Here is a 25,643-nt window from a genome sequence, read left to right on the forward strand (position 1 = left end):
TGTCACGTAATGCGACGGATGCTTTCTGCGATTTCTTCCGGTTCGAAAACGTTCTTCCAGTCGTCGCGCATCAGCGCAGGAATACCGAATTCGATTGCCTTGTTGCAGGCATCGGAGAATACGCCCTGGACTTCGCCAAAAATGACGGCGCCGAGAACATTCATGTGGCCGAGCAGGAAGTCGCGTGCGGCTTCTTCAGGGACGCCGCGACGGACGCATTCGTCCATGGCCTGCTTCATGACAACCAGAAGCGACGCGCAAACTGTTTCCGAAAGACCAGGCTCGAGGATTGCGAGCTGTTCAACGGTTACGCGGTGCGAACGCATGACTGGTGCCCAGATGACCTTGGCGATTTCTTCACCAAGCGCATAGGATTCTTCAGGACCCTGCATCAGTGCAGAAACGATGTGCTGCTTTGCAAACAGACCGCCGAAGTGGTCCTTCTTTGCCTGCATGTCCGTTTCATCGTTGAAGATCGGCGGATGGCAAGGATGGGTTACAAAATAGGTGAGGTCCGCGCGTTCTGGTAGATGGCCAGCAAATGGAGCAGCTGCGTCGAGCGCAATAACCATGGTGCCTGGCTTCAGCTTATCAACGATGCCTGCAGCAACCTTACCGATGATGGTGTCCGGCACAGCCAGAATGACGACTTCGGCGCCTTCGAGACCTGCATCTGCATCGATGGTGTCTATGTCGAGTTCGTTCTTCAGGCGTGCCTTGCCTGCGTCGCTGACTTCGATGTGGCGCACGTCGAAGCGCGAACCCTTGAGGTTCTTGGCCAGACGGTAACCCATCTTGCCGCCTGCGCCGAACAGAGCAATAGCTGTCATGATTGTATTTCCTTCCCGTAGTTTTGGTAGCTTAACTGGTATAACCAGTCAATGAGTATTCCAGATTCAAGAAGTCAAGCCATCACGAATCTGGCTGAAGTACCCGTCAGAACCGACCTGACCGCCCTTGAGAGCAATCTGGAGGCCGTTGGTGGCGGCATGCGCGCCGTGCGCCGTGCAAAGCGGCGACCCCGGTGTTTGTGGAAGCGGCAAAAGCGTGGTTAATGCATCAACATGCAGTTCACGCAATGCGTGGCTGGAAGTGTCACCGCCTGCAATCACTGCGCGGGTGAGCTGTTCGCGCTCGACAAGACTGCGGAGGATGAAGCCGAGGCTGCGGGCCAGCTTGTGGCGGCTGCCTGCGATCCTATCAATTTCTGTGCCGCGATCAGCCGACGGACCAAGGGCGGTGTTGAGGATAACGCTGTTGCCCTGCTGGAGCGCCTTCTGGCCGTCAGCAATGGCAGCTTCGATTGCCTGATTTCCGTTTTCGCCGAGAAGATCGAGCGGGTTAAGATTAATCCCGGTGAAGCCCGATGCGGTCGCGTGGCGGATCTGGCGTTCGGTGGTCGGCGAAACACTGCCCGAAACGACCGCGATGCGGTCAGCCTTGCCTGGAAGCGGAAACTCTTTTTTTGCACCGATCAGTCCGGCCTTGGCCCAGGCGGCCAGAAGCGCATACTCGACGCCGGACGAGCCGGCAACGAACCAGCCCATATCATGGCGCAGACGCCAAAGCTGTTGGCCTGCTTGCAGCTGGCTTTCGTGGCTGTCGACGTCAAGCAACAACATGCCGTCAGCATCTTTGACAATCACATTTACACGCTCATCTGCATCGGCGGATGAAAGCGCTACGAGATCAGCAAGCACGGTTTTCAGTGCGGTCTGCTTATCCAGATGCTCGCGCAGGTCAGCTTCGTGCATTGGCGTGACAGGATGGCGGCTCATGACCGGATGGCGGTCGATACGATAGACTTCGCCCTGATAGGCGGCAAACAGATTGCCAAAAGCGGTATAGCGCTTGAGTTGCGGTGCGCCGACAATCAACGGCACATAGGCTTGATTGAAGATCGCTTTGCCGATTTCAACCGCCTTACCGATATTGCCAACCTGAGGTGCGGAATCGAATGTCGAGCAGACCTTATAATGGGCAATTGAAGCATTCAGGCTTTTGAGCCAGTTGAATGCAGGCGTGAGATTTTCCTGCATCCATTCCGGCGTTTCGCTGCGGCTTGTTCCTGCAAGACCGATAGCCTTGCAGTGCGAAAAGCGCGAAAGAAGCTCTTCGTCCGGCACATTCATAAACAGCACAGTGTCAACGCCGTTGGAAGCCATGGCTTCCATAACATCGGTCGAGCCGGTAAGGTCGTCACCGTAGTAAGACAGCAGCAATTCGTTGGAAGCCTTGTTCATTATTCGCCTCCTCCATTTGAATTAGGGGAGCCGAATTTAGCGAGCGAAGCTGCGAGTTCAGGATGCTCTGCAGCATAGGTTTCAAGTGGGATTCCAGCGACTGCTGCTTCCCATGCCTGTTGTACGGCGCGAACACCAGCTGCCGGGCCGCCCGGGTGGCTGACAATGCCGCCGCCGCAAAGATAAAGCAGGTCCGTGATGCGACCTGTGCGCTCATAGGTTTCAGGTGCCTGTCCGCCCCACTGGCCAGAACCAGCAACAGGAAGCGGGCAATCAGCTGGGTCGAAAAGTGGCGTGCTGACGGCTTTGAACGAATTGACGAAGCTTTCGTCTGGTTCCCAATATTTCACGCGAATACCGTTTATTTGGAACTGATCGACGCCAAGTAGGCGCCAGAACTGCTGATAAACACGGAAATCCATGCCTGCGCCCGGATTGCGGGTCAAAATATCCCAGCCATTGCGATGAGCGTGAAGCACGAGGCCGGAGCGCTTCCGCAAGAAGCTCATGCCGCCAAAGCCGACCGAATTGATGTTGACCACGGCGCAATTTCCACCCGCCTCGAGCACCATGTCATGGTTGCGCATCATCTCGTCAGGATCGGCGTGTGAAATGCCGAATGCATACATGACCTTTTTGCCGGTCTTTTGCTCATGATTGAGAATAAGTGGCATGATGGCGGCGATGCGCTCTTTGAGCGGCGAGTAGGCCGGGCTCATAAGCTTTTCATCATCCTTGATGAAATCGACGCCGGATTCGATCAATTCGCCAACGAGTTCTGCTGTTTCATGCGGACGTAGGCCAAGTGCAGGTTTAACGATGGTGCCAATGATCGGGCGCCTTTCAACGCTCGCCAGCCGACGGCTTCCAGCAATGCCGAACTGCGGGCCGGGATGCGCGCTTTTGAATGCTTCCGGTAGTTTCATATCAACGACGCGGATGCCCGTCATGCCCTTAATCGAGTAAACACCGCCAACGGCAATCGTCATCAGTGCTGCAAGATCAGTACCGATCGCATCGAGCGGAAAAGCAATATCCACATCGGCGCGCTTGATTGGGCCGTGACCAGGTTCGAGTTCTGGCCACGCTGGAACTGTCGCATCTTCAAGCGGACGGATTTCCAAGACGCGCGCTGCAACGCGGGCTTTGAGCTCTTCTGTTTCACCGGGCAGGGCGACAAAAGTGCCGGTCGACTGATCGCTGGCGATCTTGGCGGCCATCTTTTCAATGCTGCCGGTTGTCTCAATGCGATAGGTCAGACAAATATTCATCGGATTGTTTGTCGCTCGCTTCTCGTGTTCCACCCATGCCAGAGAGTCTCTGGCAGCTTATTTCCCGCATTTGCCAGAAAGTATCTCCTCACTTTCCGAGATGCGACTGAAGCGCTTGGCTCTGAGTGCGAACTGGTATAATGAGTATTCCAATATCTGCAAGCGGAAAATTGTTAGCCTGTTCACGAGAGCGTGGGTAACGGCTTTCATATGGTCGCTCGACGGTGCATAAGGGGAGAAAGCTTATGAACAGTGAGATGCAATGAATAAGCCCATGGAACCTATTGTTCGCCGTAAGCTATCCGACGAAGTTTTCGACCGGCTCGAAAACATGATTACTTCTGGCGAATTGACGCCCGGCGATGAAATGCCCTCTGAGCGCGTGTTGATGGAGCGCCTTGGAGTTGGGCGTCCGGCCATCCGCGAGGCGATGCAGTCACTTGCCAAAATGGGGCTTGTCAGCATTTCGCATGGTGAACGTGCTAAAGTTCTCAAACTGACTGCGCGTTCAATTTTGCAGCAGGTCGATCCGACAGCCAAGATCATGCTGGCGCAATCAATAGATACGCTGGAGCATCTTAAAAGCGCGCGAATCTTTTTTGAACGCGGCATTGCACGCGAAGCGGCACTCAAGGCAACCGACAAGGATATTGCGGAGTTACGTACCATCGTCGAGCGACAGCGGGATTCGCTGGGCGACGCTGATGCATTCATTTCTGCCGATATGGAGTTTCACATCCGTATCGCGAAGATTTCAGGCAATCCGATCTTTGTCGCGGTGAGCGAATCCATGCTTGCCTGGCTGCGTGAATATCACACGCATATGCTGATCTGGACGGGTAAAGAAAAGTACACGCTGGTCGAGCATGAAGAGATTGTAGACAAGCTGGCCGTAAGAGATGCGGATGGTGCAGAGGCGGCAATGCTCAATCACCTGGAGCGTTCGCGCGCCCTTTATACGAAATAGCTTTTTCGGGATGCGCTTCAATTCTCAGGAATGTTCTCTCTGAAGATCACCTGAACCCGAGGTGGCTGCTGGTCGAATGGTTCGCCCTTGATGCTGCTCATCAAGGAAGCAAGTGCTTCCCGTGCTTCAACACGCGGGTTCTGGTCAATGACTGCATCCATTGTGCCATTCAACAGAAGTCGCTTTGTGTTTTCGGTTAGCTCGTGGCCGATGAAAATAACGGAATCCGATTTTCCCAAATCCATCAGCGCCTGTCCGATGCCCTGATTACCAGCGCCGAGATTATAGATGCCTGCAAGGTTCGGGTGACGTTTAAGCAAAGCTCTCGTTTCTGAGTAGGCCTTTTCGCGGCTGTCTTCGATCTCGTTAAGTTCGACGATATTCAAGTGCGAAAACTCTTCCGCAATGACCCGACGAAAGCCCATTTCGCGCTCTTCGTGGCCGCGATAGGAAAGTGATCCGGCGAAAAGCGCGATCTCGTTTCGGGACTGTGGGCCAAGAAAGCGACCGAGAATATAGCCGCCGAGGCGACCAGCTGCACGGTTATCGATGCCGATATAGCCGACGCGCGGCACATGCAGAATGTCGGACGCGATGGTGACAATGCGGGTGCCGGATTCGGCAAGGGCGCGCATGGCTTCGCGCACGGTTGGGTGATCCAGTGCGATCACGCCAACGCCTTGTGACTGTCCCTTGAGATCGTCAAGGGTGCGCGCAAGCGTATCAGGGTTGAAACCTTCGACACTGTGGATTTTAAGTTCGATCTCGGGCCTCAAGGCTGCTTGCCTCGCGATCTGGTCGCGCAGATTGGCAATGAAGGTGTTTGTGCCCGCTGGCAGAACGAAAGCCAGTTTGATGCGCTCGGTGGTATTTGCGTTGAGCGGCGCGCTGCCAGGGAGATAGCCAAGATTGCGCGCGGCTTCGAGGACGATTTCACGCGTGCGCTCTTTCACGCCATCGCGGTTGTTCAATACGCGATCAACCGTGGCGCTGGAAACGCCCGCTGTTCTGGCAATGTCGCTCACCGTGGAACGCAAATCACACTCCTAACCAAAATGATGGGAAATGATGTATTTCGATTTATGCAAGATGCAAGGCTTCTTGTGTCTCTGCCATCTGTTTTCCTCATTAAATTGGCATTAATGCGAAATGGCCCCATCAAAAAACATCATTAATTTATATATGAACGCTGAAATTCAAAAGAATGAACAGTAACTTGATTAAGTTCGATGTGAAATGATGTAAAATGATCTTATATGATGTTGACACGATCGTATTGAGTCTTCATTAATCCTCAAGCTGCCAATGGAGGTTGGCATTTTCCTCGGATGAGGGCGGCCCGTTTGTCGATCTTTTGACGATATGCGGGCTTAGGCATAAATGGGAGGGTGCAATGAGCGAAGCGCGGGGCTTTGTTCCTGATCCGCAGGTGCGGGCTCGGGATTTCAAAATCGGCTGTATAGGCGCAGGCATGATCATGGCCGAGTGCCATCTTGCTGCCTATAAAGACGCTGGTTTTACAGTCACGGCAATCGCCTCACGTACCAAGGCAAAGGCCGAAGAGGTCGCTACGCGCTGGGGTATAGCCGCCGTGCATGACACGCCAGAAGCGCTGATTGGCGACGAAGCTATCGAAATCATCGATATTGCTTATCCGCCGGATCAGCAGCCTGCGCTGATCCGCAAAGCGCTGGCACAACCACATATCAAGGGCATTCTCGCCCAAAAGCCCCTGGCTCTGACGCTTGAAGAGGCCATTGCGCTTCGCGATGAAGCAGCAAAAAGTGGCAAGATCCTCTCGGTCAATCAGAACATGCGCTACGACCAGTCGATGCGCGTGTTGAAGCAAATTCTCGATAAGGGTGAGCTGGGTGCGCCTGTCATGGCGACAATCGAGATGCGTGCTATCCCACATTGGCAGGGGTTTCTGGAAGATTATGACCGCCTGACACTGTCTAACATGAGCGTGCATCATCTCGATGTGCTGCGCTTCCTGTTTGGTGAGCCTGACACCATCACCACCCTGACACGCACTGACCCACGTACTCAGTTTGAACACAAGGACGGTATCACCGTTTCGACGCTGATGTTCCCGAGCGGTGTGATGGCTGTTTCAATGGAAGACGTTTGGTCGGGGCCGCGCGAGGACGGCTTTGACAGCGATATTTACATTAAATGGCGGGTCGAGGGTACGGATGGTGTGGCACAGGGCACGATTGGCTGGCCGGATGGTTCGCCATCAACGCTGACTTATGCCTCCAAAAAGACGACAGACGGCAAATGGGTAAGCCCAAAATGGGAAACCATGTGGTTCCCGCACGCCTTTATCGGTGTGATGGAGCAGCTGCAATACGCCATTCAGTCTGGCGAGCCGCCGGCGCTTTCTGTGGCGGACAATGTGAAGACGGTCGCACTCATTGAGGCTGGCTACAAATCGATCGATGAAGGTCGCACTGTAAAATTGTCCGAGATATCAATTAGTTAAACGAGTGCATCCCGAAAAGAGCGAAGCGGTTTTCGGGAAAGATGCGCATTAACAAAGAATCTTAAAGGGAGGGTTACGATCATGATGCAGGTGGGTATTTTCAGCGGCTATTTCCCTTATTCGCTTGAGGAAACGGCCAAAAAAATCCGCGCACTCGACTTCAATACGGTCCAGCTGGATATGCATTTCAAGGATATGGATCTGAGTGCTGGGCAGATCACCAAGGACAAATGCGTCAAAATTCGCGAGACATTCCGCGATCATAATCTGCCGATTTCATGCATTTCCGGTTATACGAACATCATTCATCCGGACAAGGCAGAGCGTGAGCGTCGCGTGGGCTATCTCAAAGAGATTATCCGCCACGCACAATATCTTGGCACGCCTTATGTGATTTCGGAAACCGGTACTTATAATACTGAATCCGACTGGGTTCATCACCCGAAGAACAAGACCGAAGAAGGTTTTGAAGAATGCCGCAAGGTCATAGCTGATCTGTCGCAGTTTGCTTACGACCACGGTGCAATGTTCCTGCTCGAAACCTATGTGAACAACGTCGTCGGTTCGGTCGAGGAAACGGTAAAAATGTTTGCGCAGGTCGATCATCCGGGCCTTGGCCTCCTGATGGATCCGACCAATTATTTCGAGACGCACAACATCGACCGGATGGATGAAATTCTCAACCAGGTGTTCGATACTTTGAGCGATAAGATCAAGATCGGTCATGCCAAGGACGTCAAGCGCTCAGGCGATGATAAGACGGAAAAGCATGCTGATATCGGTGATACCGATGCCCTTGAGAGCCATACTTTCCGTGGCGTTGGTGAGATCGAACTGCCGGCTCCGGGGCTTGGTTCGCTGAACTATGACCTTTACCTCAAGCGCCTTGCACAAAAGCATCCGAATATTCCGATGATTATCGAACATCTCGATGAGGCCGACGTACCACGCGCGAAGAAGTTCCTCGACGGAAAGCTGCGCGCGCAAGGACTTTAATGCCACCTTGGGCGGGGTGGGGCGGCTAGTGCTATAAACAAGCGTTTAAACACTGGCCGCCTTCGACTGTAATGGCTGCACGCCTCAGCATTTAAAGAGCATCCCGAAAAGTGTGAAACGGCTTTCGGAACTATATGCGCGTTTAAACAAGGAGTTAGAGCGCCGATCTGAATCAATCAGCTCGAAATGCGCTCGAAGGTGCCAGAATGGTGAAGCTTTATGGAGAGGTGAAGTCGCGGCGCGACATCGCAGCGAGCAGTGGCTCTTTTGCTCAATTTGCAGGCGTTCGCCTGATGGTGCTTGAAGACGGATTGGAACGCGGCATAAGAATGCTGGAGTTTCGTTCAGGCACCGGTTTGCGCTTTACCGTTCTGGTTGATCGCGCGCTGGATATTGCCGATTGCGACTATCGTGGCATGGCCATCGGGTGGCATTCCCCGTCCGGTTTCCGCCATCCGGGACTGCATGAATATGAGGGTGAGGGCGGCCTGGGTTGGATGCGTTCTTTCTCCGGCCTGATGGTGACATGCGGTCTGGACCATATCCTCTTCATGTATGATGAGGCGGCGGACCATTATAATTACAAGCCGCGTCAGACGATCACGCACTCCATTCATGGCCGTGTTGGCACTATTCCTGCAAAGCTGACCGGCTATGGTGAGCGCTGGGAAGGCGACGAATGTTATCTGTGGTGCGAGGGTGTCGTCACACAAGGAACCGTGTTCGGTGAGCACCTCGAACTGACACGCCGCATCGAAATCAAGGCCGGCACGAATGATATTAAGCTGACGGATCGCGTGACCAATCGCGGCTTTTATCGCACGCCGCATATGTATTGTTATCACATTAATGTTGGGTATCCCGTTTTGGCCGAAGGCTCACGTTATCTTGCGCCTATAAGGGATGTGGTATGGGTGGCACATGCCGGAGAAGACTACAAAAAGCAGGGCATCGGCTATCGTAGGCTGCCTGCTCCGCAGATGAATTTTCATGAGCAGGTTTGGCAGCATGAAATGGGCGCTGATGCCATTGGCGAAGTGCCTGTTGCGCTGGTCAATGACAAGCTTGGTGTCGGTTTTGAAGTCGTTACCCGCAAGGATCAGTTCCCTTGCATGTATGAGTGGCAGAACCTGCAAGCCGGGCAGTATGCGCTTGGCATTGAACCATCGACAAATCATGTGCTTGGGCATGGTGGAGCGCGGGAACGTGGGGAGCTGATCTGGCTCGAACATGGTGAAGAGCGCCGCTACAACAGTACGTTCCGTATTCTGGGCGATGCTGCAGATATTGCTGCCAGCGAAGCCAGAATTGCTGCAATCGCTAAACAGCCGGACCAAGATTATCCCGCACCATCTGGCAATCATCTTGCCATTGGGGGCCGCTCATGACCGCACCATCGCCGTTTTCTGTCGCAGGAAAAACCATTCTCTATACAGGTGCTGCCGGTGGGCTTGGTCTTGAAACCAGCTTGAATTTTCTACGCGCTGGTGCGCGGGTGGTGGCTATTGATCACGACCCGAAAAAGATTGATGAACTGCAAGAAAAAGCCACAGCCGAAGGTTTAAGCGGCTTGTCGATCCATGCGCTTGATCTGTCGGATTTGCAGGCATTACGCCCCGCACTAGAAGCGATTAGTCGTGAGGCCGGTGGCTTCGATATCGTGATCAACAATGCTGCGATTTATCCATCCAAATCTTTTGAAGACTATACGCTTGAGGAAATGCAGAAAGTTCAGCACATCAATGTCGATGCGGGTATTGTCTGCGTCCAGGTAGCGCTGCAGCATATGCGGGAAAAGGGCTGGGGTCGTATTATCAATATAGCCAGCGTAACTGCTTATGGCGGTTGGGCGCAGCTTTCGCCTTATGTACAATCAAAGGGGGCGCTCATAGGGCTTGCGCGCGCCTGGGCACGCGAGTTCGGCGTTTATGGCATTACCGTCAATGCAATTTCGCCGGGTGCTTTTCCAACAGACGCCGAGAAAATCCATCCCGACCCGGAAGGTTATACGAAATTCGTGCTTGAGCATCAGGCTGTTAAGCGCCGCGGATCATCGCGGGATATTGCCGCGGTTTTGATGTTTCTTGCCTCTGATGAAGCAGGATTTATCACCGGGCAGACCTTGAATGTCGATGGCGGATGGGTAATGCATTAAGGAAAGAGTTGGCATTGGAGGAATGCGTGAGGAAGCTTTATCTGGCGGTTGGATCGCTTAATCGCGAAGCACCTTATTTTCAGGGTGCGCGTGGTGAAGGCCTTTCCATCTATGCATTCGATACGACGAAAGGAGATGCGTCGCATATATGCTCGACATCTTCCGTCGACAATCCAACATTCCTGAGTGTCGCGCCGGATACAGGCGTGATCTATGCAAATTCCGAAGTGTTCAGCTGGCACGAGGGAACGGTCAGTGCCTATCGTTTTGATGCTGAAAAGAGTGAGCTTGTTTATCTCAACAAGCAAAGTGCCCAGGGCAGCATAACTGCGCATAATACCGTGACGATGGACGGAAAGTTTGTGCTTGTCGCCAATTATGCGATGGGCTCGGGCGGGCCTGACCAGTCGCTTGCTGCGTTGCCAGTGTTGCCTGACGGCAGCCTCGGGCCGGTTGCACATAGCGTTCGTCACGAGGGCAAGATTGGGCCTGTTGTCGACCGGCAAGAACGCAGCCACCCGCATTGCGTGGTTGAAACACCGGAAGGCGGCATGTTCCTGTCTGCCGACCTTGGCCTCGATGAAGTCATTGCCTATCGTCTTGATAGTGATGGCAGTTTCAAGCGGGTGAGCAGTGTTGCGACGCCACCCGGTACGGGTCCTCGCCATATCGCCCAGCATCCCGACAGCAGGTTTGTCTATGTCTCCAACGAACTAAATTCCACGGTTTCGCTCATTGAGCGTGACGGCGATGAGATACGCCTTGTTCAGACCTTGCCGACAGTGCCAGCGAATGTTGAGTCGCATTGCGCTGATATTCACCTCTCACCCGATGGTCGCTTTCTTTATTGTTCCAATCGTGGTCATGACTCGATCACAATATTTCGTGTGGATCAGAAGAATGGCAACCTGGTTGAGATCGGTCACAGCTTTACGGGTGGTGCAACACCGCGTAATTTTACGCTGACACCGGATGGCAATTGGCTTCTGGTCGCTAACCAGAACGGAGATTGCATTACGATCTTCGCCATCAACAAGGAGACGGGAAATTTGACCGATACGGGCAAACGCATCGAAATTTGCACTCCCGTCTGTGTCAGGCCGTTCTATCTGTGAGCGTTGAAGCCTCAACACCGCGAAAACAGCGCCGCAAAGGTTCTGGCGTGACCATGGCGGATGTGGCCGCGGCTGCAGGGGTTTCCATGCAGACCGTTTCGCGCGCGTTGCGTTTTCCCGATTCCGTGATGCCTGAAAAGCGAAAGCTTATTCAGGATGCAATCGAGAAGACGCATTACGTTCATAATCTCGCGGCAAGCCACCTTGCATCGCATAAAAGCAATACGGTTGCGGCGATTATACCCACCCTGTCCGCATCTGTTTTTGCTGACACGATCCAGCATTTTTCCGACATTCTGCATCAGGCCGGTTATCAGATATTTTTAGGCAATACCGATTACCGACTGGAACGCGAGGAAGAAATCATTCGTAGCCTCCTCGGGCGGCGTCCGGATGGGGTTTTTCTGATTGGTACACACCATAGCAAGCGCAGCGTTGCATTGCTCAAACGTGCGGAAATTCCTGTCGTTGAGGGCTGGGATTTTACCGACAAACCGATTGACCGGCTGGTTGGATTTTCAAATACGGCGGCCATCACCGAGATGGTCAGTCATCTGATCAATACGGGTCGGCGCTATATTGTTTTTGCTGGTGTGGTTCGGAAAGGCGACAGCCGTGCTGCTGAACGCCGTGCCGCATTCAAAGCGGCAATGGAGCAACAGTTCCCGGATGAGAAGCCACGCATCACGGTGGCAACTGAAATGCCGATTGCCATGGCTTCGGGTGTCGATCTTCTGCGACGGGCGCTGGCTCAATATCCGGAAGCCGATGCCGTGATGTTTTCAAGCGATATTCTAGCTTCCGGCGCGCTTTTGGAGACGCAGCGCATTGGTATCAAGGTGCCAGAACGCCTCGCGATTACAGGCTTTGGCGACTTTGAACTTTCGCGTCATCTGCTGCCGCCATTGACGACGGTCGCCGTACCTTCCGCGGAAATCGGACGGCAGGCGGGTGAGCTTTTGCTTGAAGCCATGCGTGGTGAAACATCGACAAACACGATTGTCGATGTCGGTTTCGAACTCAAGATCAGGGCTAGTGGCTAAATAACCATTTGATGCTCGAAGTCGGTTAGCACTTTGCAGCCATTTTCTGTCACATGCAGCATGAATTCGAGCCGCACGCCGCCAGTGTCCGGATCGAAGGCGGTGGGTTCCACCATCACAACCATGTCTTTGCGGAAACGCGCGGTTTCATAACTGACAAGCCGTGGCCATTCATGGACAGATGTGCCGATAGAATGTCCGGAATGATGAGCATAGCCATAGCCATGTGCTGCTATATGGGCCTGCAATTTTTGATCCAGTTCACCGATGCCAAGGCCTGGGCGGATGATTTCGATTGCCAGATCAAGCGCCGATTTTACAGCCTTGAACTGCTTCTCAAACCCGTCAGTTGTTTTGCCCAGCATTGCCGATGCGCAGCTGTCGCCCCAATAGCCTTTGACGCGCGGTGCGAGATCGCAGATGAGCGGGTCGCCGGTAACAACGATGCGGTTTGTTGGCCAGCCCATGAATTGTGATGAGCGGGTTTTTCCGGATATGAAATCGCCGGTAAGTGGCAGGCGTTCAGAGGCTCTGCTTTCCATGGCGAGCCTGATGTCGGCAAATATTTCCAGCTCGCTGCGGCCAGCCTTACTGTGCTCAATAAACGCGCGTTGCCCGGCGGAAGCCGTCAGCGCTGCCTCACGCAATAGCGCGATCTCAGTTGCTGTTTTCACCATGCGCTGGCGCTTGAAAGCATCGTCAATCGACACACGACGGCATGTGTCGATAAGTGGGAGCAAGGATATTGGGAAGTTGTTCTGCTCTATGGCAATTACTCCGCCGACACCAAATTTGGTAAAGAGATCCTGCGCGGCGTTGAGATAGTTCGTAAAAATGTCCGTCGGCTCTTTATATGAAAAACCTTCATATGTGAGAACGATCTGTGCCCAGCTTGGCGTGTCTGCTTCGAGATTGGTGACGACAAGTCCGCATTCGCCGCTTTTGCTAACCAGTGCGATGACAGGTCCACCCGCAAAGGGTGATGGTCCCGCTTCAATGGACACGATATGACCTGAAGCGTAGGCGATGCCATCGGGGCTGGTGAAAATGCCCCAATCGGCACCGGAAACTTTGATGGCATCAATTGTCCGTGCAAGCCGCTCGTCCAACGGGTTCTCCTTCAGATAAGGTTGCGGATATGACGATCACGGCCATAGGCTGCGACCAGAAGCAGGATGAGGACACCAAGTGACGACTGCACCATAGCATCCGAAAATCCCATGCCTATGAGAAACGTGCGTAGTTCCATCAGCATGATCGCACCCGCCACCGTCCCGACAAACCCGCCGCGCCCGCCGATCAGCGCGGTTCCGCCGATGACGACTGCAGAAACCGTTTGGAAAAGATAGGGCGTGCCCACTGTCGCACTTGAAGAGCCGGTGAAGCCGAGCAGAAGAATGCCAGTAAGTGCCGCAAACATGGCACTCAGACAAAAGGTGATTGCCCACATTGCAACTGGTCTGATCAGTGCCAGTTCGGCGGCTTTGATGTTTGAACCCAACGCATAAAGCTTGCGGCCATAAATCGTACCACGCAACACAAAGACGGTGCCAAGGGTTAGCAAAATTGTAAACGGGATCAGCCAAGGGAATGGCAAAGGCCCGATGCTGCCACCCAGTGACACGAAATCATTGATGAAAGCGGGTGCTGAACCTGTCGGCAAGCCGCGTGTCCAAATTTGTACGCTCGCTTGAACCATCGTTCCGACACCAAGCGTGACGATGAGTGGGTGGATGGAAAGCGCTGCCGATAATGCACCGGAAAACGCACCGATCAGCCCCGCCGATGTCAGCACGATAATACCGGCCAAGAGCGGTGACATTCCATCGCCATAGAGGCTGGCGAAGACTACATTGGCAAAGCCGATCACAAACGGAATGGAAAGGTCGATGCCACCAAGGATCATCACCAGCGTCTGACCAAGTGCTGCAATAGCAAGTAGTGCTGCCAGAACCAGCATGGCGCGAATGGAGAAAAGGCTGGCAAAGCCCGGAATGAGGGCTGCCCCCAAGAAGAACACCAGCACCACCCCGATGAAGGCGACCAGAGCGCGATTTGTAGCCAGTGCCTTAATCATGACTGTGCCACCTTGCGTCCGAAATAGAGTTTGAGTTTTTCGGAGTTGAGGCAGACAGCCAGAACAAGTACTGCGCCATAGACTGCCTGCAGCACGAAGGTCGAGACGTTGAAGGCCGTCAACATGCTTTGCAGCAGGAAAATACATGCTGCACCTAGAAATGCTGCGGTTAATCCGCCAACACCGCCGGCGAGGCTAACGCCGCCAAGGGCGATTGCAGCAATAGCTATCAGCGTATAGCCGGGGCCGATGATCGGATCACCCGAGCCAATGAGAGCTGTGAGCGACAATGCTGCCAGTCCTGCAAATAATCCGGCCAGAACGTAAGCGATGAAGCGTACGAGAGGAACATTGACACCAGCGGTGTAGGCGGCTCGATCCTCGCTGCCGACGGCCATAAGCGCCTCATAGAAAGGCAGGCGTTTGATACCGATCCATATCAGAACCGCAGCGCCCACTGGCAGAATGGACCATGGACCCGCCAAAGATGACAGCCATGCAGGCACCGAGCCAGATGGGGACGGCAGGATGGTGAGTGCCAGCCCGCCAAAGATCAAGTAGGTGCCAAGCGTTGCAACAATTGGCTGAATGCGGATGATCGCCGCCAGAAGGCCATTTAATGCGCCAGCTAGAATGCCGAGTGCAATTGCTGCGGGGATAATGATGAAGGGCGAGGATATGCCGCCTTTTGTGATCAGTATCTGAACGAGAATGACATTGATCAAACCCACGAGCGGACCAACGGAAATGTCAATCGAGCCGCGCCCGGCAAGAAACGGGATGGTAATTGCGAGCGAAGTCAGCAGCAACGGGGCCGCAAGCCCCAACACCGAGCCCCAGTTTGACGGTGCAAAGCGTACCGGGTTAAGCACAATATTGATGACAAGCAGAATGATGAACAGGATTGCGGCGAGCCGTGTTTCCTGACTGCCGCAGAAGATGCGCCGAAAGCCGCTTTTGTTGTCGGTTAAGATCATAGCTCCACCTCATCCTGTCCGAACATGGCTGCAAGGACGCCCGACATCGACATTTCGGATTTGCCGATGGTTTTTGAGCATTCAAAATCGCGGAACACTGAAACGCTGTCGCAGATTTGCAGGATTTCTTCGATTTCGCTCGACAGGATGACGAGCGCGATACCTTCTTCACGGGCGAGTTTACGGAAGGCTTCATAGAATTTCATGCGGGTGTTGAGATCAACGCCGCGTGTCGGATCGTTGAGCAGCATTACACGCGGTTTGAGCGCCAAAAGCCGCGCGAGCAGCACTTTTTGCTGATTGCCGCCGCTGAGTGCCGTGATCGGCGCTTCCATTGCCGGATAGCGGATAGATAGAAATTCGGTATAGCGCTGCAGCTCTTCCTTCTGTTTGCGGCGGTTGAGAATGCCACCCCATGAAAAACGTGGCATGGAAGGCATGCCAAAATTGTCGAGTACGGAAAGCACAGGGAAAATGCCGGTCGCGCGCCGGTCACGCGGTAAATAAACCACACCGCACCTGGCTGCATTGTGATGATTGCTATAGGCACTCTGCACGCCGGACCGGGTGACGATTTCTACCTTTGAATGACGAGGCTGATTGAAGCCTGCAAGCGCCAGCAGAAACTGCTCTTGGCCATGGCCTTCAAGACCTGCAAGTCCGGTAATCTCACCTGCGCGGATGGTGCCTGATAGCGCTTCGCGCCCCGGGGCAAGCACGAGATTTTCATAGGTAAGAATGATTTGATCATTCAACATGGAGATGAGCCTCCGGCGCCATGAGTTCCAGAAGGATCTGGCTGTTTATCTGCTGCCTTTTGAGCGTATCGACAACATGGCCACTGCGCAGCACCGTGACCTCATCGGAAAGGCGTTTCACTTCTTCCAGCCGGTGCGAAATGAAGATCACAATATTGCCGGATGCAGCATAATCTTCGATTGTTTCAAAGACGAGATCACGATCTGCATAGTCGAGCGCTGCTGTTGCTTCATCGAGAAGCAGGATCGAAGGACGGCTGATGAAGGCGCGCGCAATCACAACGAGCTGCTGCGCTGCAAGTGACAGGCTACCCGCCGCTGCGTGCAAGTCGATCGGAAAGCGTGCAATTTTTGACAGAACTGCATGGGCTGCCTTTTCGCGCACTGATTTGCTGACTTTACGGGTAATGAGCCCGTCAAATCCGAGAAAGATATTCTCGAGCACCGAACGATGCGGAGCGATCAACACTTCCTGAAAAACCGTCGCAAGGCCCAGTGCCTTCATATCTGCAGGCGATCTGGCCGAGACGGTTTTGTCGTTGAGAACGACACGCCCATGCGTGGGGGCGACCACGCCAGACAATATTTTCAGCATCGTGCTCTTGCCTGATCCGTTCTCCCCTAGGATCGTATGAACCCCATGGCTGAAAATCACATTGGCATTTGTGAGCGCAATTGTTTCACCATAGCGCTTTTCAAGGTTTTCAACCTGTAGTGACATGACCGGAGTGTGCGTGATGTTGGGCAGCCCCGCTTCGGCAAGCAGCCTGTGTATGCTGGACGTGCCCAGCGGGGGATGCTCAGAGTCTGGCATAATGAAATGACTTTCTGCATGCGATAAGCGAAAGTCATTGCCAATGGTTTGGGCCAAGTGATTTGGACCAATTTGATCTTGGCAATGACGTTATTCAGCACGTGGTCCTGCAAGCTCTCACTTGGAGCAGGAGGCTGGAACTTTCGCGAAATCATAAAGCGCGGTGGCACTTCCGTTCGAGAAGTAGCCATTGAGCAGTTCTTCCGGGAATGGATCCTGCGGCGGTATCGGGAAGATGGCCGCGGAATCTGGCTTCATGCAGTCTTTGTACCAATTTGGAAGGTCGGCCTGCGTCACAAGCGGCATCGGAGCGATGATCGTGTTGACGAGCGGCTTCTGACCTTCAAGAACCCGTAATGCCACACGGAAGGCGTTCTGAGCTGCAACATGCGGTGATACTTCACCGCCATAGAACTTGAACGTGTCCTGATTGGCATTCCAGTAGCCAAGTGCATCGCCTGAAATGGAAGCGGCAATCAAGGGAAGCGGACGGCCCGCCTGATGGAAGGCTTCCGCAATAAAGCGTGCTTCGCTGCCCGTCGACCAGACTGCATCAATTTGCTGCGGTGTGGTGGCAAGTGCCTGAAGCACTGCCGATTTCGTTGTCGTGCCGGTCCACTCGCCGCTCACTTTACGGGCAATCTTGAGATTACCGGCCTCTTCAACCGCTTTTTCAAGTCCAGCATTTTCCTGCTGTACAAGCGGATGACCGGAAATGCCCTCAACCTGAAGGACTGTGCCGCCATCTTTGAGCACTTCCGCAATGCCTTTGCCCATCTGGTAGCCCCAGAGGTTCTGGTTGTGCATGACATTGATCGCATTAGGGGTCGTTACGGAACCAGCGGACGTTATAACCGGAATGCCAGCCTTATAGGCATCGTCAATCACTGCATTGAGCGCGGTGGAAGAACCGGCAATCGTCGTGATGACATTACAGCCCTGCTCGATGAAGGCGCGAATTTGCGAAATCTGCTGTGTGGCATCACCATTGGAGTCTGAAACAACATATTCAGATACATCACCTGCGGCTATAGCTCCATCCACAAGGCGCTTGAGTTCGTCATTGAAGGTCACACGCCACGGATTGCCCATATAGGATTCCGAATGGCACCAGCGCCATGGCTTGGCGGGCGCCTTGAAATCACCATAAGCAGAAGGCCCAACTTCAACCACATCGGTGTAAAGTGCCTGAATTTCGGTTGGCAGGGTGCCGAGTAATGCCGCGCGGTCCTGATTTTGCGCACTCGCGCCCAGTGCAGATGCCGACAAAATGGCGAGTGTGAGTGCCTTCAAACCAAGGCCTGAGCAAATTCTGGTCATGTGTTCTCCTCCAGCGTGAACCTCCCGTTCACTTGTAAAAACTTTATTCACATATGCGCCATTACGTCAATTGAAAAATGTTAGCGCTAAACCAGTTTATAGAATTATCTCATAAATCATGAGGATATGAATATAAAAATGTTAGCGCTCACTATAGACAAGGCAAAAATATTGGATAGGTTCTGACGCGAATGGATTTGAGCAGGGAGTGGAGCTGCCATGGGTGTTTTATCAGGCTTTCGTGTGCTGGATTGTTCAATTGCGATGGCCGGGCCATTTGCAGCGCAGCGTTTGGGTGATCTTGGTGCCGATGTGGTGAAGGTTGAGCCGACGACAGGCGAATGGCAGCGCCATGTGGCGGCGGGCGGTGCCGAAGGCAATCGCGTTAATGTCTCTTTCCTGTCGCTCAACCGTAACAAGCGTTCGCTTGCGGTCGATCTGAAATCACCAGACGGCAAACAGGTGCTTCTTGACCTTGTCAAAACCGCCGACGTGTTTTTGCAAAATTATCGCCCGGGCGTCGCAAAGCGTCTTGGCGTCGACTACGAGTCGCTTTCAAAGATCAATCCAAAGCTGATCTATGTTTCGATCTCCGGTTATGGCGAAGATGGTCCTTATGTCCATCGTCCGGGGCAGGATCTCGTTTTGCAAGGTATGTCGGGCGCTATGCTTTCGGCAGGCCGTGAGGGCGAGCCGCCAACCGCTGCTGGGCAATATTTGGTTGATGCAATCACCGCTTATACTGCTTTTGAAGGCGCGCTTGCAGCACTTCTCCATCGCGAGCGCACGGGGGAGGGGCAGTTGGTGCAGGTCAATATGCTAGATGCGATCACCACCATTCAGATGCAGGAACTTTCGGTATTCACGGTCGGTGGCAAGCCGCAAACCCGTTCGGAAGAGCCACATGCCCATGTCTATATCCGGGCGCCTTACGGTGCTTTTGCGACCTCTGACGGCTTTATCATTGTCGCTTTTCCGAAGCTGAAAACGCTGGGTGAAGTGATCGGCGAAGACAGTTTCCTCACCATGAATGATGAGGTTGATACCTGGGCGCGCCGCGATGAAATCTTTGCCAAGACACGCGATAAGCTGAAAACGAAAACCTCTGCCGAATGGCTGGAGCTTCTTCGCGCAGCCGATATTTGGTGCGGGCCTGTCTATGGCTATGCCGATCTCGTGGACGATGAGCAAATCAAGCATAACGGCACCTTTGTCGAATATGAGCATCCGACCGAAGGCAAGGTAAAAACGCCGGGCTTCCCGATCCGCTTTTCCAAGACGCCATCGACGGTAGACCGTGGCGCACCCGTGACCGGGCAGGATACGCGGGATGTGCTGGCCGAAGCCGGATATGCGGCAGACAAGATTGAAGCACTTGAAAAATCAGGTGCCATCGTGTCGGGGAACATCTGAAATGCAGGTGATTAAAGCTCTCACCTGGGATCATCCGCGTGGCTATAATGCATTGGCGACGGCATCAAAATTACCGGATGTTATTGCTGCCGGTCTCAACATCCATTGGGACAAGCAGCCGCTAGAAGGTTTTGAATCTCACCCGATTGCTGATCTCTGCGCCCGCTATGATCTCGTGGTTCTCGATCATCCCCATGTGGGCGAGGCCATTTCCGGCGATTGTCTGCTTTCGCTTGAAGACGTGTTTGGTGCTGAAACGGTTGCTGAGCTTGCCAAGGCGAGTATTGGTCCGTCATTGACGAGTTACCGCTTTGCAGGCAAGCATTGGGCATTGCCGCTTGATGCCGCAACGCAGGTTATGGCTCTTCGTCCTGATCTCTCAGATTGCGTGCCTGTCATTTGGGATGATGTGCTTCGTCTATCGCAGCAAAGTGGCAAGGTTGCGCTTTCGCTTGCTGGCCCACATGCTTGCCTGTCTTTTCTGTCTATCGCGGCAGCTTTTGGCGAGGCACCTGCTGAAAAAGACCCGAACATACTGGTTTCAAAAAGTGTGGGGCAGCAGGTCTATGACCTGATGGCAGAACTTGCGGCGCGCAGCCCGGCATCTGTCAGGCATAAGAATCCCATCGGTATATTGGGCCATATGGCCGAGCATGACGATGTTGCATTGAGCCCGCTGGTCTATGGTTATGTGAATTATGCAGCGCCGCAAAGTGGAAAGCCTGTCGCGTTTCACAATGCGCCAAGCTCCGCCACTGGCAGCCGTCCTGGCTCAACACTGGGCGGCACGGGCATTGGTATTTCGCGCCGCGCTCACATCACCTCGTCGCTCAAAAGTCATCTTTTGTGGCTCATGAGCCGCGAAGCCCAGTCCGGTTTCATTCCCGATCATGAAGGCCAGCCATCGCGCCGCGACGCCTGGCACGACGAGCGGGTGAACCGGCGATGGGGCAATTTCTATCGCAACACGGCGGACACACTGGAGCAGGCCTATGTGCGTCCGCGCCACGATGGCTACATCGTCTTTCAGGGCAAGGCTTCGGCGCTTTTGGGGGCGGCCTTTGATGAACGTCGCCCGGCATCTGCAGTATTGAATGAGCTGCAAACTCTCTACGCCGTTTCGCGCGTGCATGCAGGTGAAAGGTAGTTTTGCATGACTGAAGACATCAAATTCGAAATCGATGGCGCGGTTGCCGTTATCACCTTGAACCGTCCGCAGAAACTCAATGCCGTGACGCCGGAAATGGCTGATGCAATCGTTGCAGCCGTGACCGAATGCAACGACAGCGACACGATCCGTTGCGTTATTCTGACGGGCGCTGGAGAACGTGCATTTTGCGCGGGCTCGGATATTCGCGAACTCGATACCTATGAGACGCCTTGGCAGTTCCGCAACCGGCCGGATTACTGCGATGCATTCCGCGCGCTTCTTAAGCCATCGATTGCGGCCGTCAATGGTTATGCCTTTGGTGGCGGGCTTGAAACCGCGATGTCCTGCGATATCCGCATTGCGTCTGAAAATGCGCAATTTGCTGCACCTGAGATCAAACTCGGTTGGATCGGTGGTGGTGGCATGGCGGCCCATCTGGCGCACTCTATTGGCGCATCCAACGCAGCGTTGATGATTATGACAGGCGACCCGATTTCAGCCGAGAAGGCGGAGCGCTGGGGGCTTGTGAGTGAAGTCGTGCCGCAGGCTGATCTGCTCACGCGGGCGCGCGAAATTGCGAGTGTGATCTCATCGCGCGCACCGATTGCTGCCGAAACCGCGAAGCTCAACCTCAAAGCTTCTGTCTCGATGCCGCTTGAAAAAGCCATCGAGTATGAGCGCGACCTGCAAACCATCTGCTTTGCAACTGCTGATGCGCAGGAGGGGCGAGCGGCGTTCAAGGAGAAAAGAGCGCCGGTTTTCAAGCGGCGCTAACAAAGGCCGGGGGCTTTATATACGTCAAATCGAGGGAGAGGGATTTTGACAACCGAAACTAAAAGCAAGCAGAAGGCGCTTGGCAGTACGATTTTTGCCAGCACCATCGGCACCGTCATTGAATGGTATGACTTCATTCTTTACGCGACGGCTGCAGCGCTGATCTTCAATCATCTGTTCTTTCCGCAATTCGATCCGACTACCGGTATCATTGCGTCTTTTGCGACCTATACGGTCGGCTTTCTGGTGCGTCCGCTTGGCGGCATCGTCTTTGGCTGGATGGGCGATCGCATCGGGCGCAAGCCTGTGTTGATGCTTACCCTTCTGATGATGGGTATCAGCACCACATTGATCGGTTGCCTGCCGACTTATGATTCAATCGGTATTTGGGCACCGATCCTGTTGCTGGCTCTTCGCGTCGTTCAGGGGCTTGGTGCTGGTGCAGAATATGCGGGCGCTGTGGTCATGGCGGGGGAAATCGCAGGCAATCGCCGCGGTTTCTTTGCAAGTCTTCCTGCCGCAGCTGTTGATGTGGCGACAATTCTTGCAGCAGGCGTCTTTGCGCTTTTCACGCTTCTGCCGGAAGAAGCCTTCATGAGCTGGGGCTGGCGCGTGCCGTTCCTTTTGAGCGGTCTGGTGCTGTTTCTTGGCATCTACATTCGTCAGAAAGTGCCAGAATCGCCTGAGTTTTTGCAGGTAAAGGAAGAGCGTCGCGACGCCAAACTGCCGGTGCTTGAAGTTCTGCGGGACCACCCAAGAACGATGCTGGCGGCAATGGGCGCAAACCTCGCTCCAAACCTGTCCTATGTGTTTCAAACATTCACATTGGCCTACGCGACATCTAAGCTCGGTTTCCCGCGGGAAATCATTCTTATGGGCGTGATGCTTTCAAGTGCATTCGGTGCGGTTATGTGCGTGGTATTTGGCGCTCTATCTGACCGTGTTGGCCGCGTGCCGATCATGGCTATGGGTTCCGCTGCAGCTGCAATTTACTCGCTGGTCTATTTCCAGCTTCTGGGTGCCGGTACGCCTTGGACTGCAGTGGTGCTGATTATCATCGGCCATGCGATTGGTGCGCGTTCTTCGTTCGGCGTTCAGCCATCGTTTTACTGCGATATTTTCCCAACGGAAGTTCGCTACAGTGCGATTGCCTTTGCGCGAGAAGTAACGGGCGCGCTCTTTGTTGGCCCACTGCCGCTGCTCGCAACAGCTCTGGTAAGCTGGTACGAATCCGCCTGGCCAGTCGCCGTGATTACTGCGCTTTATTGCCTGATCACCACGGTGTCCGTGCTCTCTGTTGAGAAAGCGCAAAAGCTTGATGCGGAAGCCAGAGAACGACGCGATCTGGTTGAACAAAAAGCGTAGCCGCGAATTCGCAACTACGCTTAAAGTGGTTCAAGTTAAGATTAAATCGTTGGAACCGCTTCGCACTTTTGCTGAAAATGCTATAAATTTGAGAATACTCTGACCGGGTTCCGGTCAGAGTTTTCCAGTCAAGGCTGCATTCAGCAAATCGAGTGCGCCCTGTTTTGTGAGCTCGATTGGATTGCCGCCAGCCGTTGGATCGACGATGGCCATCTCGGCGATGAGGTCTTTGCGGGCTGTATCCAGTTCAAGGCCTTTGACGAATTCCGGCAATGTATTCGGCACGCCGAGGTCTGTGCGCAGCTTCAAGATAGCATCAACAAAGCCATCGAAACCACCTTCAATATCAAGATAATCGGCAAGGCGTTCAATGCGCTTTTCGATAGCTGCCCGGTTGTGCTTGAGCACATAGGGCATGAAGACGGCATTGGTCATGCCATGATGCGTGTCGTAAAGCGCGCCGATTGGGTGAGAGAGGGAGTGGATGGCACCAAGCCCTTTCTGAAACGCAGTTGCTCCCATTGAAGCTGCGGCCATCAGATTGGCGCGCGCTTCAATATCTGCCCCATCGACATAAGCTTTGGGCAGATTTTCAAACACAAGACGGATGCCTTCAACCGCAATGCCGTCAGCCATCGGATGAAAGCCCGGTGCGCAATAGGCTTCCAGACAATGTGCCAATGCATCCATGCCGGTTCCTACCGTGATGAAGGGCGGCATACCGGTCGAAAGCTCTGGATCGGCAATGACCGTTACAGGCAGCATTTTGGGGTGGAAAATGACTTTTTTTGTATGGGTGGATTCATTGGTCAGCACGCCGGCGCGTCCAACTTCCGAGCCGGTACCAGCGGTTGTCGGTACTGCGATGATCGGTGCAATCGCATTGCTGTCGGCGCGGGTCCACCAGTCGCCAATGTCTTCAAAGTCCCAGACATCGCGGGTCTGGCCTGCCTGAAAAGCGATGAGCTTGCCTAGATCAAGCGCCGAGCCTCCACCAAAAGCAATCACACCGTCATGCTTGCCGTCTTTAAAAACCTGCACGCCAGCATAAAGATTGCTTTCAACCGGATTGGGCTTCACATCGGAGAAGACTGCATATTTGACGCTGGCTCCTTCAAGAATGGCGAGTGTGGAAGCGACGACGGGAAGTTTTGCGAGGCCGGGATCGGTAACGAACAATGGGCGTTCAATACCGGCTGCTTTGAGAAGTGCAGGCAGTTCCTTTATGCGACCTGGCCCAAAAAGCACGGTTGTCGGGAAATTCCATTTGGCAGTCAGAGTGGTCATGTCATTTTTTCCGAATAATGCGTCAGAGAAATTGTTCAGATTTTTTCACGCAGGTGGAAGGATTTTGGTCGCGTGAGATTGCGGTAACCAATGGGCGAAAGGGCAGCACCCTTGCCGGTATCTTTCACCCCTGTCCAGACCAGTGCCGGGTCGAGGTAATCGCAGCGGTTCATGAAGACCGTTCCGGTCTCGATGCGGTCGCCAAGGCTCGCTGCATGATCCGTGTCGCTTGTCCATAACGAAGCGGTGAGGCCGTAGATGCTATCATTCATCAGCGCGAGCGCTTCCTCATCATTGCGCACTTTCATGATGCCAACAATGGGGCCAAAGCTTTCTTCACGCATGACACTCATCTGGTGGTCGACATGAGTTAGCACTTCTGGTGCAATATAAGGTGAACTGGCGATGTCGCTCTCAACCTTCATATTGACGTGTGCTTTGGCACCCTTGCGCAAGGCTTCGGCCTTCTGCTCGCGGATGAGATCGGCAAATCGTGCCTGCGCCATCGGTCCCAGCGTGGTTGCGCTATCGAGCGGATTGCCGACCACATATTGCTTTGTGAGGTCGATGAATCCATCGACGAAGCGGTCATAGACGGCCTCATGCACATAGATACGTTCGATACCGCAGCAGCATTGACCGGAATTGAAAAAGGCACCATCGACCAGATTGGCAACGGCATGGTCGAGATTGACGTCGGGCAGCACATAGGCCGGGTCTTTTCCGCCAAGCTCCAGCCCCAGCGACATGAAAGTGCCGGAGGCTGCCTTTTCGATTGCCCGGCCACCGCCGACGGAGCCGGTAAAATTAATATGGTCGATTGAGCCAGACGCCAGCAGCTTTTCCGTAGATGTATGATCAAGAACGATATTCTGGAACACGCCTTTTGGAATACCAGCCTTCTCAAATGCTTGCGCGAAGCGTTCGCCCGTTAGCAGAGTTTGTGTGGCGTGTTTAAGAAGAACAGTATTGCCCGCCATCAATGCCGGAATGACCGTGTTGACGGCGGTGAGATAGGGATAGTTCCAAGGTGCGATGACCATGACCACGCCGAGCGGAACGTGCTTTACGTAACGGCGAAAGCCATCTTTCTGTGCTGGAACATAAGGCTCCAGTGCTTCTTCTGCGATGTCGATCATATACTGACCGCGTTCCTGAACGCCGCCATTCTCGCCGCCATAGCGCGTAGGCCGCCCCATTTGCCATGCGATTTCGGGGATGATCTCGTCCTGCATTGCAGCAAGCGCATCAAGTGCCAAACGGCAATAGTGTGCGCGTTCTGCGATACTTGTAGCTGCCCAGCCGTGTTGCGCCCGGCGCGCCGCTGTGACCGCCGCATGGATCGCGGTGTCACTGGCATAGGCGCGTTCTGCATAAATCGAGCCATCGATAGGGGAGATAATTCTGGCCGTGCCGCTCATTGGGCAATTCCT

At 53.9% G+C, this 25,643-nt stretch carries 23 protein-coding genes; 11 read left to right on the top strand and 12 right to left on the bottom strand.

Annotation, left to right across the window (positions count from 1 at the left end; all coding sequences use genetic code 11):
• Nucleotides 1–2 precede the first annotated feature (2 nt).
• From KMS41_13110 to KMS41_13120, 3 genes are all read right to left on the bottom strand, one after another.
• Nucleotides 3–830, bottom strand: coding sequence for a semialdehyde dehydrogenase (locus KMS41_13110; GenBank protein QWK79858.1), 828 nt, complete (start codon nt 828–830; stop codon nt 3–5).
• Nucleotides 831–896: 66 nt separating this feature from the next.
• Nucleotides 897–2,243, bottom strand: coding sequence for a four-carbon acid sugar kinase family protein (locus KMS41_13115; GenBank protein ID QWK79859.1), 1,347 nt, complete (start codon nt 2,241–2,243; stop codon nt 897–899).
• On the bottom strand, nt 2,243–3,514 hold the full coding sequence (locus KMS41_13120) for a ribulose-bisphosphate carboxylase large subunit family protein (GenBank protein QWK79860.1): 1,272 nt from the start codon (nt 3,512–3,514) through the stop codon (nt 2,243–2,245). The genes KMS41_13115 and KMS41_13120 overlap by 1 nt, the downstream gene beginning before the upstream one ends.
• Before the next feature lie 262 nt (nt 3,515–3,776).
• Between KMS41_13120 and KMS41_13125 the strand changes: the two genes are divergently transcribed.
• Nucleotides 3,777–4,481, top strand: coding sequence for a transcriptional regulator NanR (locus KMS41_13125; GenBank protein ID QWK79861.1), 705 nt, complete (start codon nt 3,777–3,779; stop codon nt 4,479–4,481).
• Between the two features lie 17 nt (nt 4,482–4,498).
• Here KMS41_13125 and KMS41_13130 read toward each other — a convergent pair whose 3' ends face one another.
• Complete coding sequence (locus tag KMS41_13130) at nt 4,499–5,518, bottom strand: LacI family DNA-binding transcriptional regulator (GenBank protein QWK79862.1); 1,020 nt, start codon at nt 5,516–5,518, stop codon at nt 4,499–4,501.
• 356 nt (nt 5,519–5,874) lie between these two features.
• On the opposite strand from KMS41_13130, the gene KMS41_13135 reads away from it, so the two are divergent.
• The 6 genes from KMS41_13135 to KMS41_13160 all read left to right on the top strand — a co-directional run bounded on the left by KMS41_13135 (nt 5,875) and on the right by KMS41_13160 (nt 12,275).
• Nucleotides 5,875–6,966 (top strand): Gfo/Idh/MocA family oxidoreductase, encoded by a 1,092-nt coding sequence (locus KMS41_13135; protein ID QWK79863.1) that lies wholly within the window; start codon nt 5,875–5,877, stop codon nt 6,964–6,966.
• Between the two features lie 81 nt (nt 6,967–7,047).
• On the top strand, nt 7,048–7,962 hold the full coding sequence (locus KMS41_13140) for a sugar phosphate isomerase/epimerase (protein ID QWK79864.1): 915 nt from the start codon (nt 7,048–7,050) through the stop codon (nt 7,960–7,962).
• Nucleotides 7,963–8,168: 206 nt separating this feature from the next.
• Nucleotides 8,169–9,350: an aldose 1-epimerase family protein gene (locus KMS41_13145; protein ID QWK79865.1), complete on the top strand. Its 1,182-nt coding sequence runs from the start codon at nt 8,169–8,171 to the stop codon at nt 9,348–9,350.
• Nucleotides 9,347–10,117, top strand: a complete 771-nt coding sequence (locus KMS41_13150) for an SDR family oxidoreductase (GenBank protein ID QWK79866.1) — start codon at nt 9,347–9,349, stop codon at nt 10,115–10,117. Before KMS41_13145 ends, KMS41_13150 begins: the two co-directional genes overlap by 4 nt.
• A gap of 26 nt (nt 10,118–10,143) precedes the next feature.
• Nucleotides 10,144–11,232 (top strand): lactonase family protein, encoded by a 1,089-nt coding sequence (locus KMS41_13155; protein QWK79867.1) that lies wholly within the window; start codon nt 10,144–10,146, stop codon nt 11,230–11,232.
• Nucleotides 11,229–12,275 (top strand): LacI family DNA-binding transcriptional regulator, encoded by a 1,047-nt coding sequence (locus KMS41_13160; protein QWK79868.1) that lies wholly within the window; start codon nt 11,229–11,231, stop codon nt 12,273–12,275. Before KMS41_13155 ends, KMS41_13160 begins: the two co-directional genes overlap by 4 nt.
• On the opposite strand, the gene KMS41_13165 is transcribed toward KMS41_13160, so the two are convergent.
• The 6 genes from KMS41_13165 to KMS41_13190 form a co-directional block, all read right to left on the bottom strand.
• Entirely contained in the window at nt 12,272–13,384 is a 1,113-nt protein-coding gene (locus tag KMS41_13165) for a Xaa-Pro peptidase family protein (protein ID QWK79869.1), read from the bottom strand. The two genes, KMS41_13160 and KMS41_13165, sit on opposite strands and share 4 nt — an antisense overlap.
• A gap of 11 nt (nt 13,385–13,395) precedes the next feature.
• Nucleotides 13,396–14,352: an ABC transporter permease gene (locus KMS41_13170; GenBank protein QWK79870.1), complete on the bottom strand. Its 957-nt coding sequence runs from the start codon at nt 14,350–14,352 to the stop codon at nt 13,396–13,398.
• Entirely contained in the window at nt 14,349–15,329 is a 981-nt protein-coding gene (locus tag KMS41_13175; GenBank protein QWK79871.1) for an ABC transporter permease, read from the bottom strand. The genes KMS41_13170 and KMS41_13175 overlap by 4 nt, the downstream gene beginning before the upstream one ends.
• Entirely contained in the window at nt 15,326–16,087 is a 762-nt protein-coding gene (locus KMS41_13180; GenBank protein ID QWK79872.1) for an ATP-binding cassette domain-containing protein, read from the bottom strand. Before KMS41_13180 ends, KMS41_13175 begins: the two co-directional genes overlap by 4 nt.
• Nucleotides 16,077–16,901, bottom strand: coding sequence for an ATP-binding cassette domain-containing protein (locus KMS41_13185; protein QWK79873.1), 825 nt, complete (start codon nt 16,899–16,901; stop codon nt 16,077–16,079). Before KMS41_13185 ends, KMS41_13180 begins: the two co-directional genes overlap by 11 nt.
• Before the next feature lie 117 nt (nt 16,902–17,018).
• Nucleotides 17,019–18,221 carry a substrate-binding domain-containing protein gene (locus KMS41_13190; protein ID QWK79874.1) on the bottom strand — a complete coding sequence of 401 codons (1,203 nt, stop codon included), beginning with the start codon at nt 18,219–18,221 and terminating at the stop codon, nt 17,019–17,021.
• Between the two features lie 219 nt (nt 18,222–18,440).
• Between KMS41_13190 and KMS41_13195 the strand changes: the two genes are divergently transcribed.
• The 4 genes from KMS41_13195 to KMS41_13210 are packed head-to-tail and all read left to right on the top strand — an operon-like array spanning nt 18,441 to nt 22,923.
• On the top strand, nt 18,441–19,634 hold the full coding sequence (locus KMS41_13195; GenBank protein QWK79875.1) for a CoA transferase: 1,194 nt from the start codon (nt 18,441–18,443) through the stop codon (nt 19,632–19,634).
• Nucleotide 19,635: 1 nt separating this feature from the next.
• Nucleotides 19,636–20,781 carry a carbohydrate ABC transporter substrate-binding protein gene (locus KMS41_13200; GenBank protein QWK79876.1) on the top strand — a complete coding sequence of 382 codons (1,146 nt, stop codon included), beginning with the start codon at nt 19,636–19,638 and terminating at the stop codon, nt 20,779–20,781.
• 6 nt (nt 20,782–20,787) lie between these two features.
• Nucleotides 20,788–21,558, top strand: coding sequence for an enoyl-CoA hydratase/isomerase family protein (locus KMS41_13205; protein QWK79877.1), 771 nt, complete (start codon nt 20,788–20,790; stop codon nt 21,556–21,558).
• Nucleotides 21,559–21,603: 45 nt separating this feature from the next.
• Nucleotides 21,604–22,923, top strand: a complete 1,320-nt coding sequence (locus KMS41_13210; GenBank protein QWK79878.1) for an MHS family MFS transporter — start codon at nt 21,604–21,606, stop codon at nt 22,921–22,923.
• 114 nt (nt 22,924–23,037) lie between these two features.
• Here KMS41_13210 and KMS41_13215 read toward each other — a convergent pair whose 3' ends face one another.
• Both KMS41_13215 and KMS41_13220 read right to left on the bottom strand, forming a co-directional pair.
• Nucleotides 23,038–24,210, bottom strand: coding sequence for an iron-containing alcohol dehydrogenase (locus KMS41_13215; GenBank protein ID QWK79879.1), 1,173 nt, complete (start codon nt 24,208–24,210; stop codon nt 23,038–23,040).
• A gap of 35 nt (nt 24,211–24,245) precedes the next feature.
• Entirely contained in the window at nt 24,246–25,631 is a 1,386-nt protein-coding gene (locus tag KMS41_13220; GenBank protein QWK79880.1) for an aldehyde dehydrogenase family protein, read from the bottom strand.
• Nucleotides 25,632–25,643 lie beyond the last annotated feature (12 nt).

Source organism: Ochrobactrum sp. BTU1 (assembly GCA_018798825.1).
GTDB lineage: Bacteria > Pseudomonadota > Alphaproteobacteria > Rhizobiales > Rhizobiaceae > Brucella.

Bases quoted from the DNA above. Each gene is read 5' to 3' on its own strand.
- KMS41_13145 (QWK79865.1), top strand. From the start codon at position 8,169: ATGGTGAAGCTTTATGGAGAGGTGAAGTCGCGGCGCGACATCGCAGCG.
- KMS41_13175 (QWK79871.1), bottom strand. From the start codon at position 15,329: ATGATCTTAACCGACAACAAAAGCGGCTTTCGGCGCATCTTCTGCGGC.
- KMS41_13180 (QWK79872.1), bottom strand. From the start codon at position 16,087: ATGTTGAATGATCAAATCATTCTTACCTATGAAAATCTCGTGCTTGCC.
- KMS41_13170 (QWK79870.1), bottom strand. From the start codon at position 14,352: ATGATTAAGGCACTGGCTACAAATCGCGCTCTGGTCGCCTTCATCGGG.
- KMS41_13150 (QWK79866.1), top strand. From the start codon at position 9,347: ATGACCGCACCATCGCCGTTTTCTGTCGCAGGAAAAACCATTCTCTAT.
- KMS41_13190 (QWK79874.1), bottom strand. From the start codon at position 18,221: ATGACCAGAATTTGCTCAGGCCTTGGTTTGAAGGCACTCACACTCGCC.
- KMS41_13200 (QWK79876.1), top strand. From the start codon at position 19,636: ATGCAGGTGATTAAAGCTCTCACCTGGGATCATCCGCGTGGCTATAAT.
- KMS41_13220 (QWK79880.1), bottom strand. From the start codon at position 25,631: ATGAGCGGCACGGCCAGAATTATCTCCCCTATCGATGGCTCGATTTAT.
- KMS41_13135 (QWK79863.1), top strand. From the start codon at position 5,875: ATGAGCGAAGCGCGGGGCTTTGTTCCTGATCCGCAGGTGCGGGCTCGG.
- KMS41_13205 (QWK79877.1), top strand. From the start codon at position 20,788: ATGACTGAAGACATCAAATTCGAAATCGATGGCGCGGTTGCCGTTATC.
- KMS41_13110 (QWK79858.1), bottom strand. From the start codon at position 830: ATGACAGCTATTGCTCTGTTCGGCGCAGGCGGCAAGATGGGTTACCGT.
- KMS41_13115 (QWK79859.1), bottom strand. From the start codon at position 2,243: ATGAACAAGGCTTCCAACGAATTGCTGCTGTCTTACTACGGTGACGAC.
- KMS41_13195 (QWK79875.1), top strand. From the start codon at position 18,441: ATGGGTGTTTTATCAGGCTTTCGTGTGCTGGATTGTTCAATTGCGATG.
- KMS41_13185 (QWK79873.1), bottom strand. From the start codon at position 16,901: ATGCCAGACTCTGAGCATCCCCCGCTGGGCACGTCCAGCATACACAGG.
- KMS41_13215 (QWK79879.1), bottom strand. From the start codon at position 24,210: ATGACCACTCTGACTGCCAAATGGAATTTCCCGACAACCGTGCTTTTT.
- KMS41_13140 (QWK79864.1), top strand. From the start codon at position 7,048: ATGATGCAGGTGGGTATTTTCAGCGGCTATTTCCCTTATTCGCTTGAG.
- KMS41_13125 (QWK79861.1), top strand. From the start codon at position 3,777: ATGAATAAGCCCATGGAACCTATTGTTCGCCGTAAGCTATCCGACGAA.
- KMS41_13120 (QWK79860.1), bottom strand. From the start codon at position 3,514: ATGAATATTTGTCTGACCTATCGCATTGAGACAACCGGCAGCATTGAA.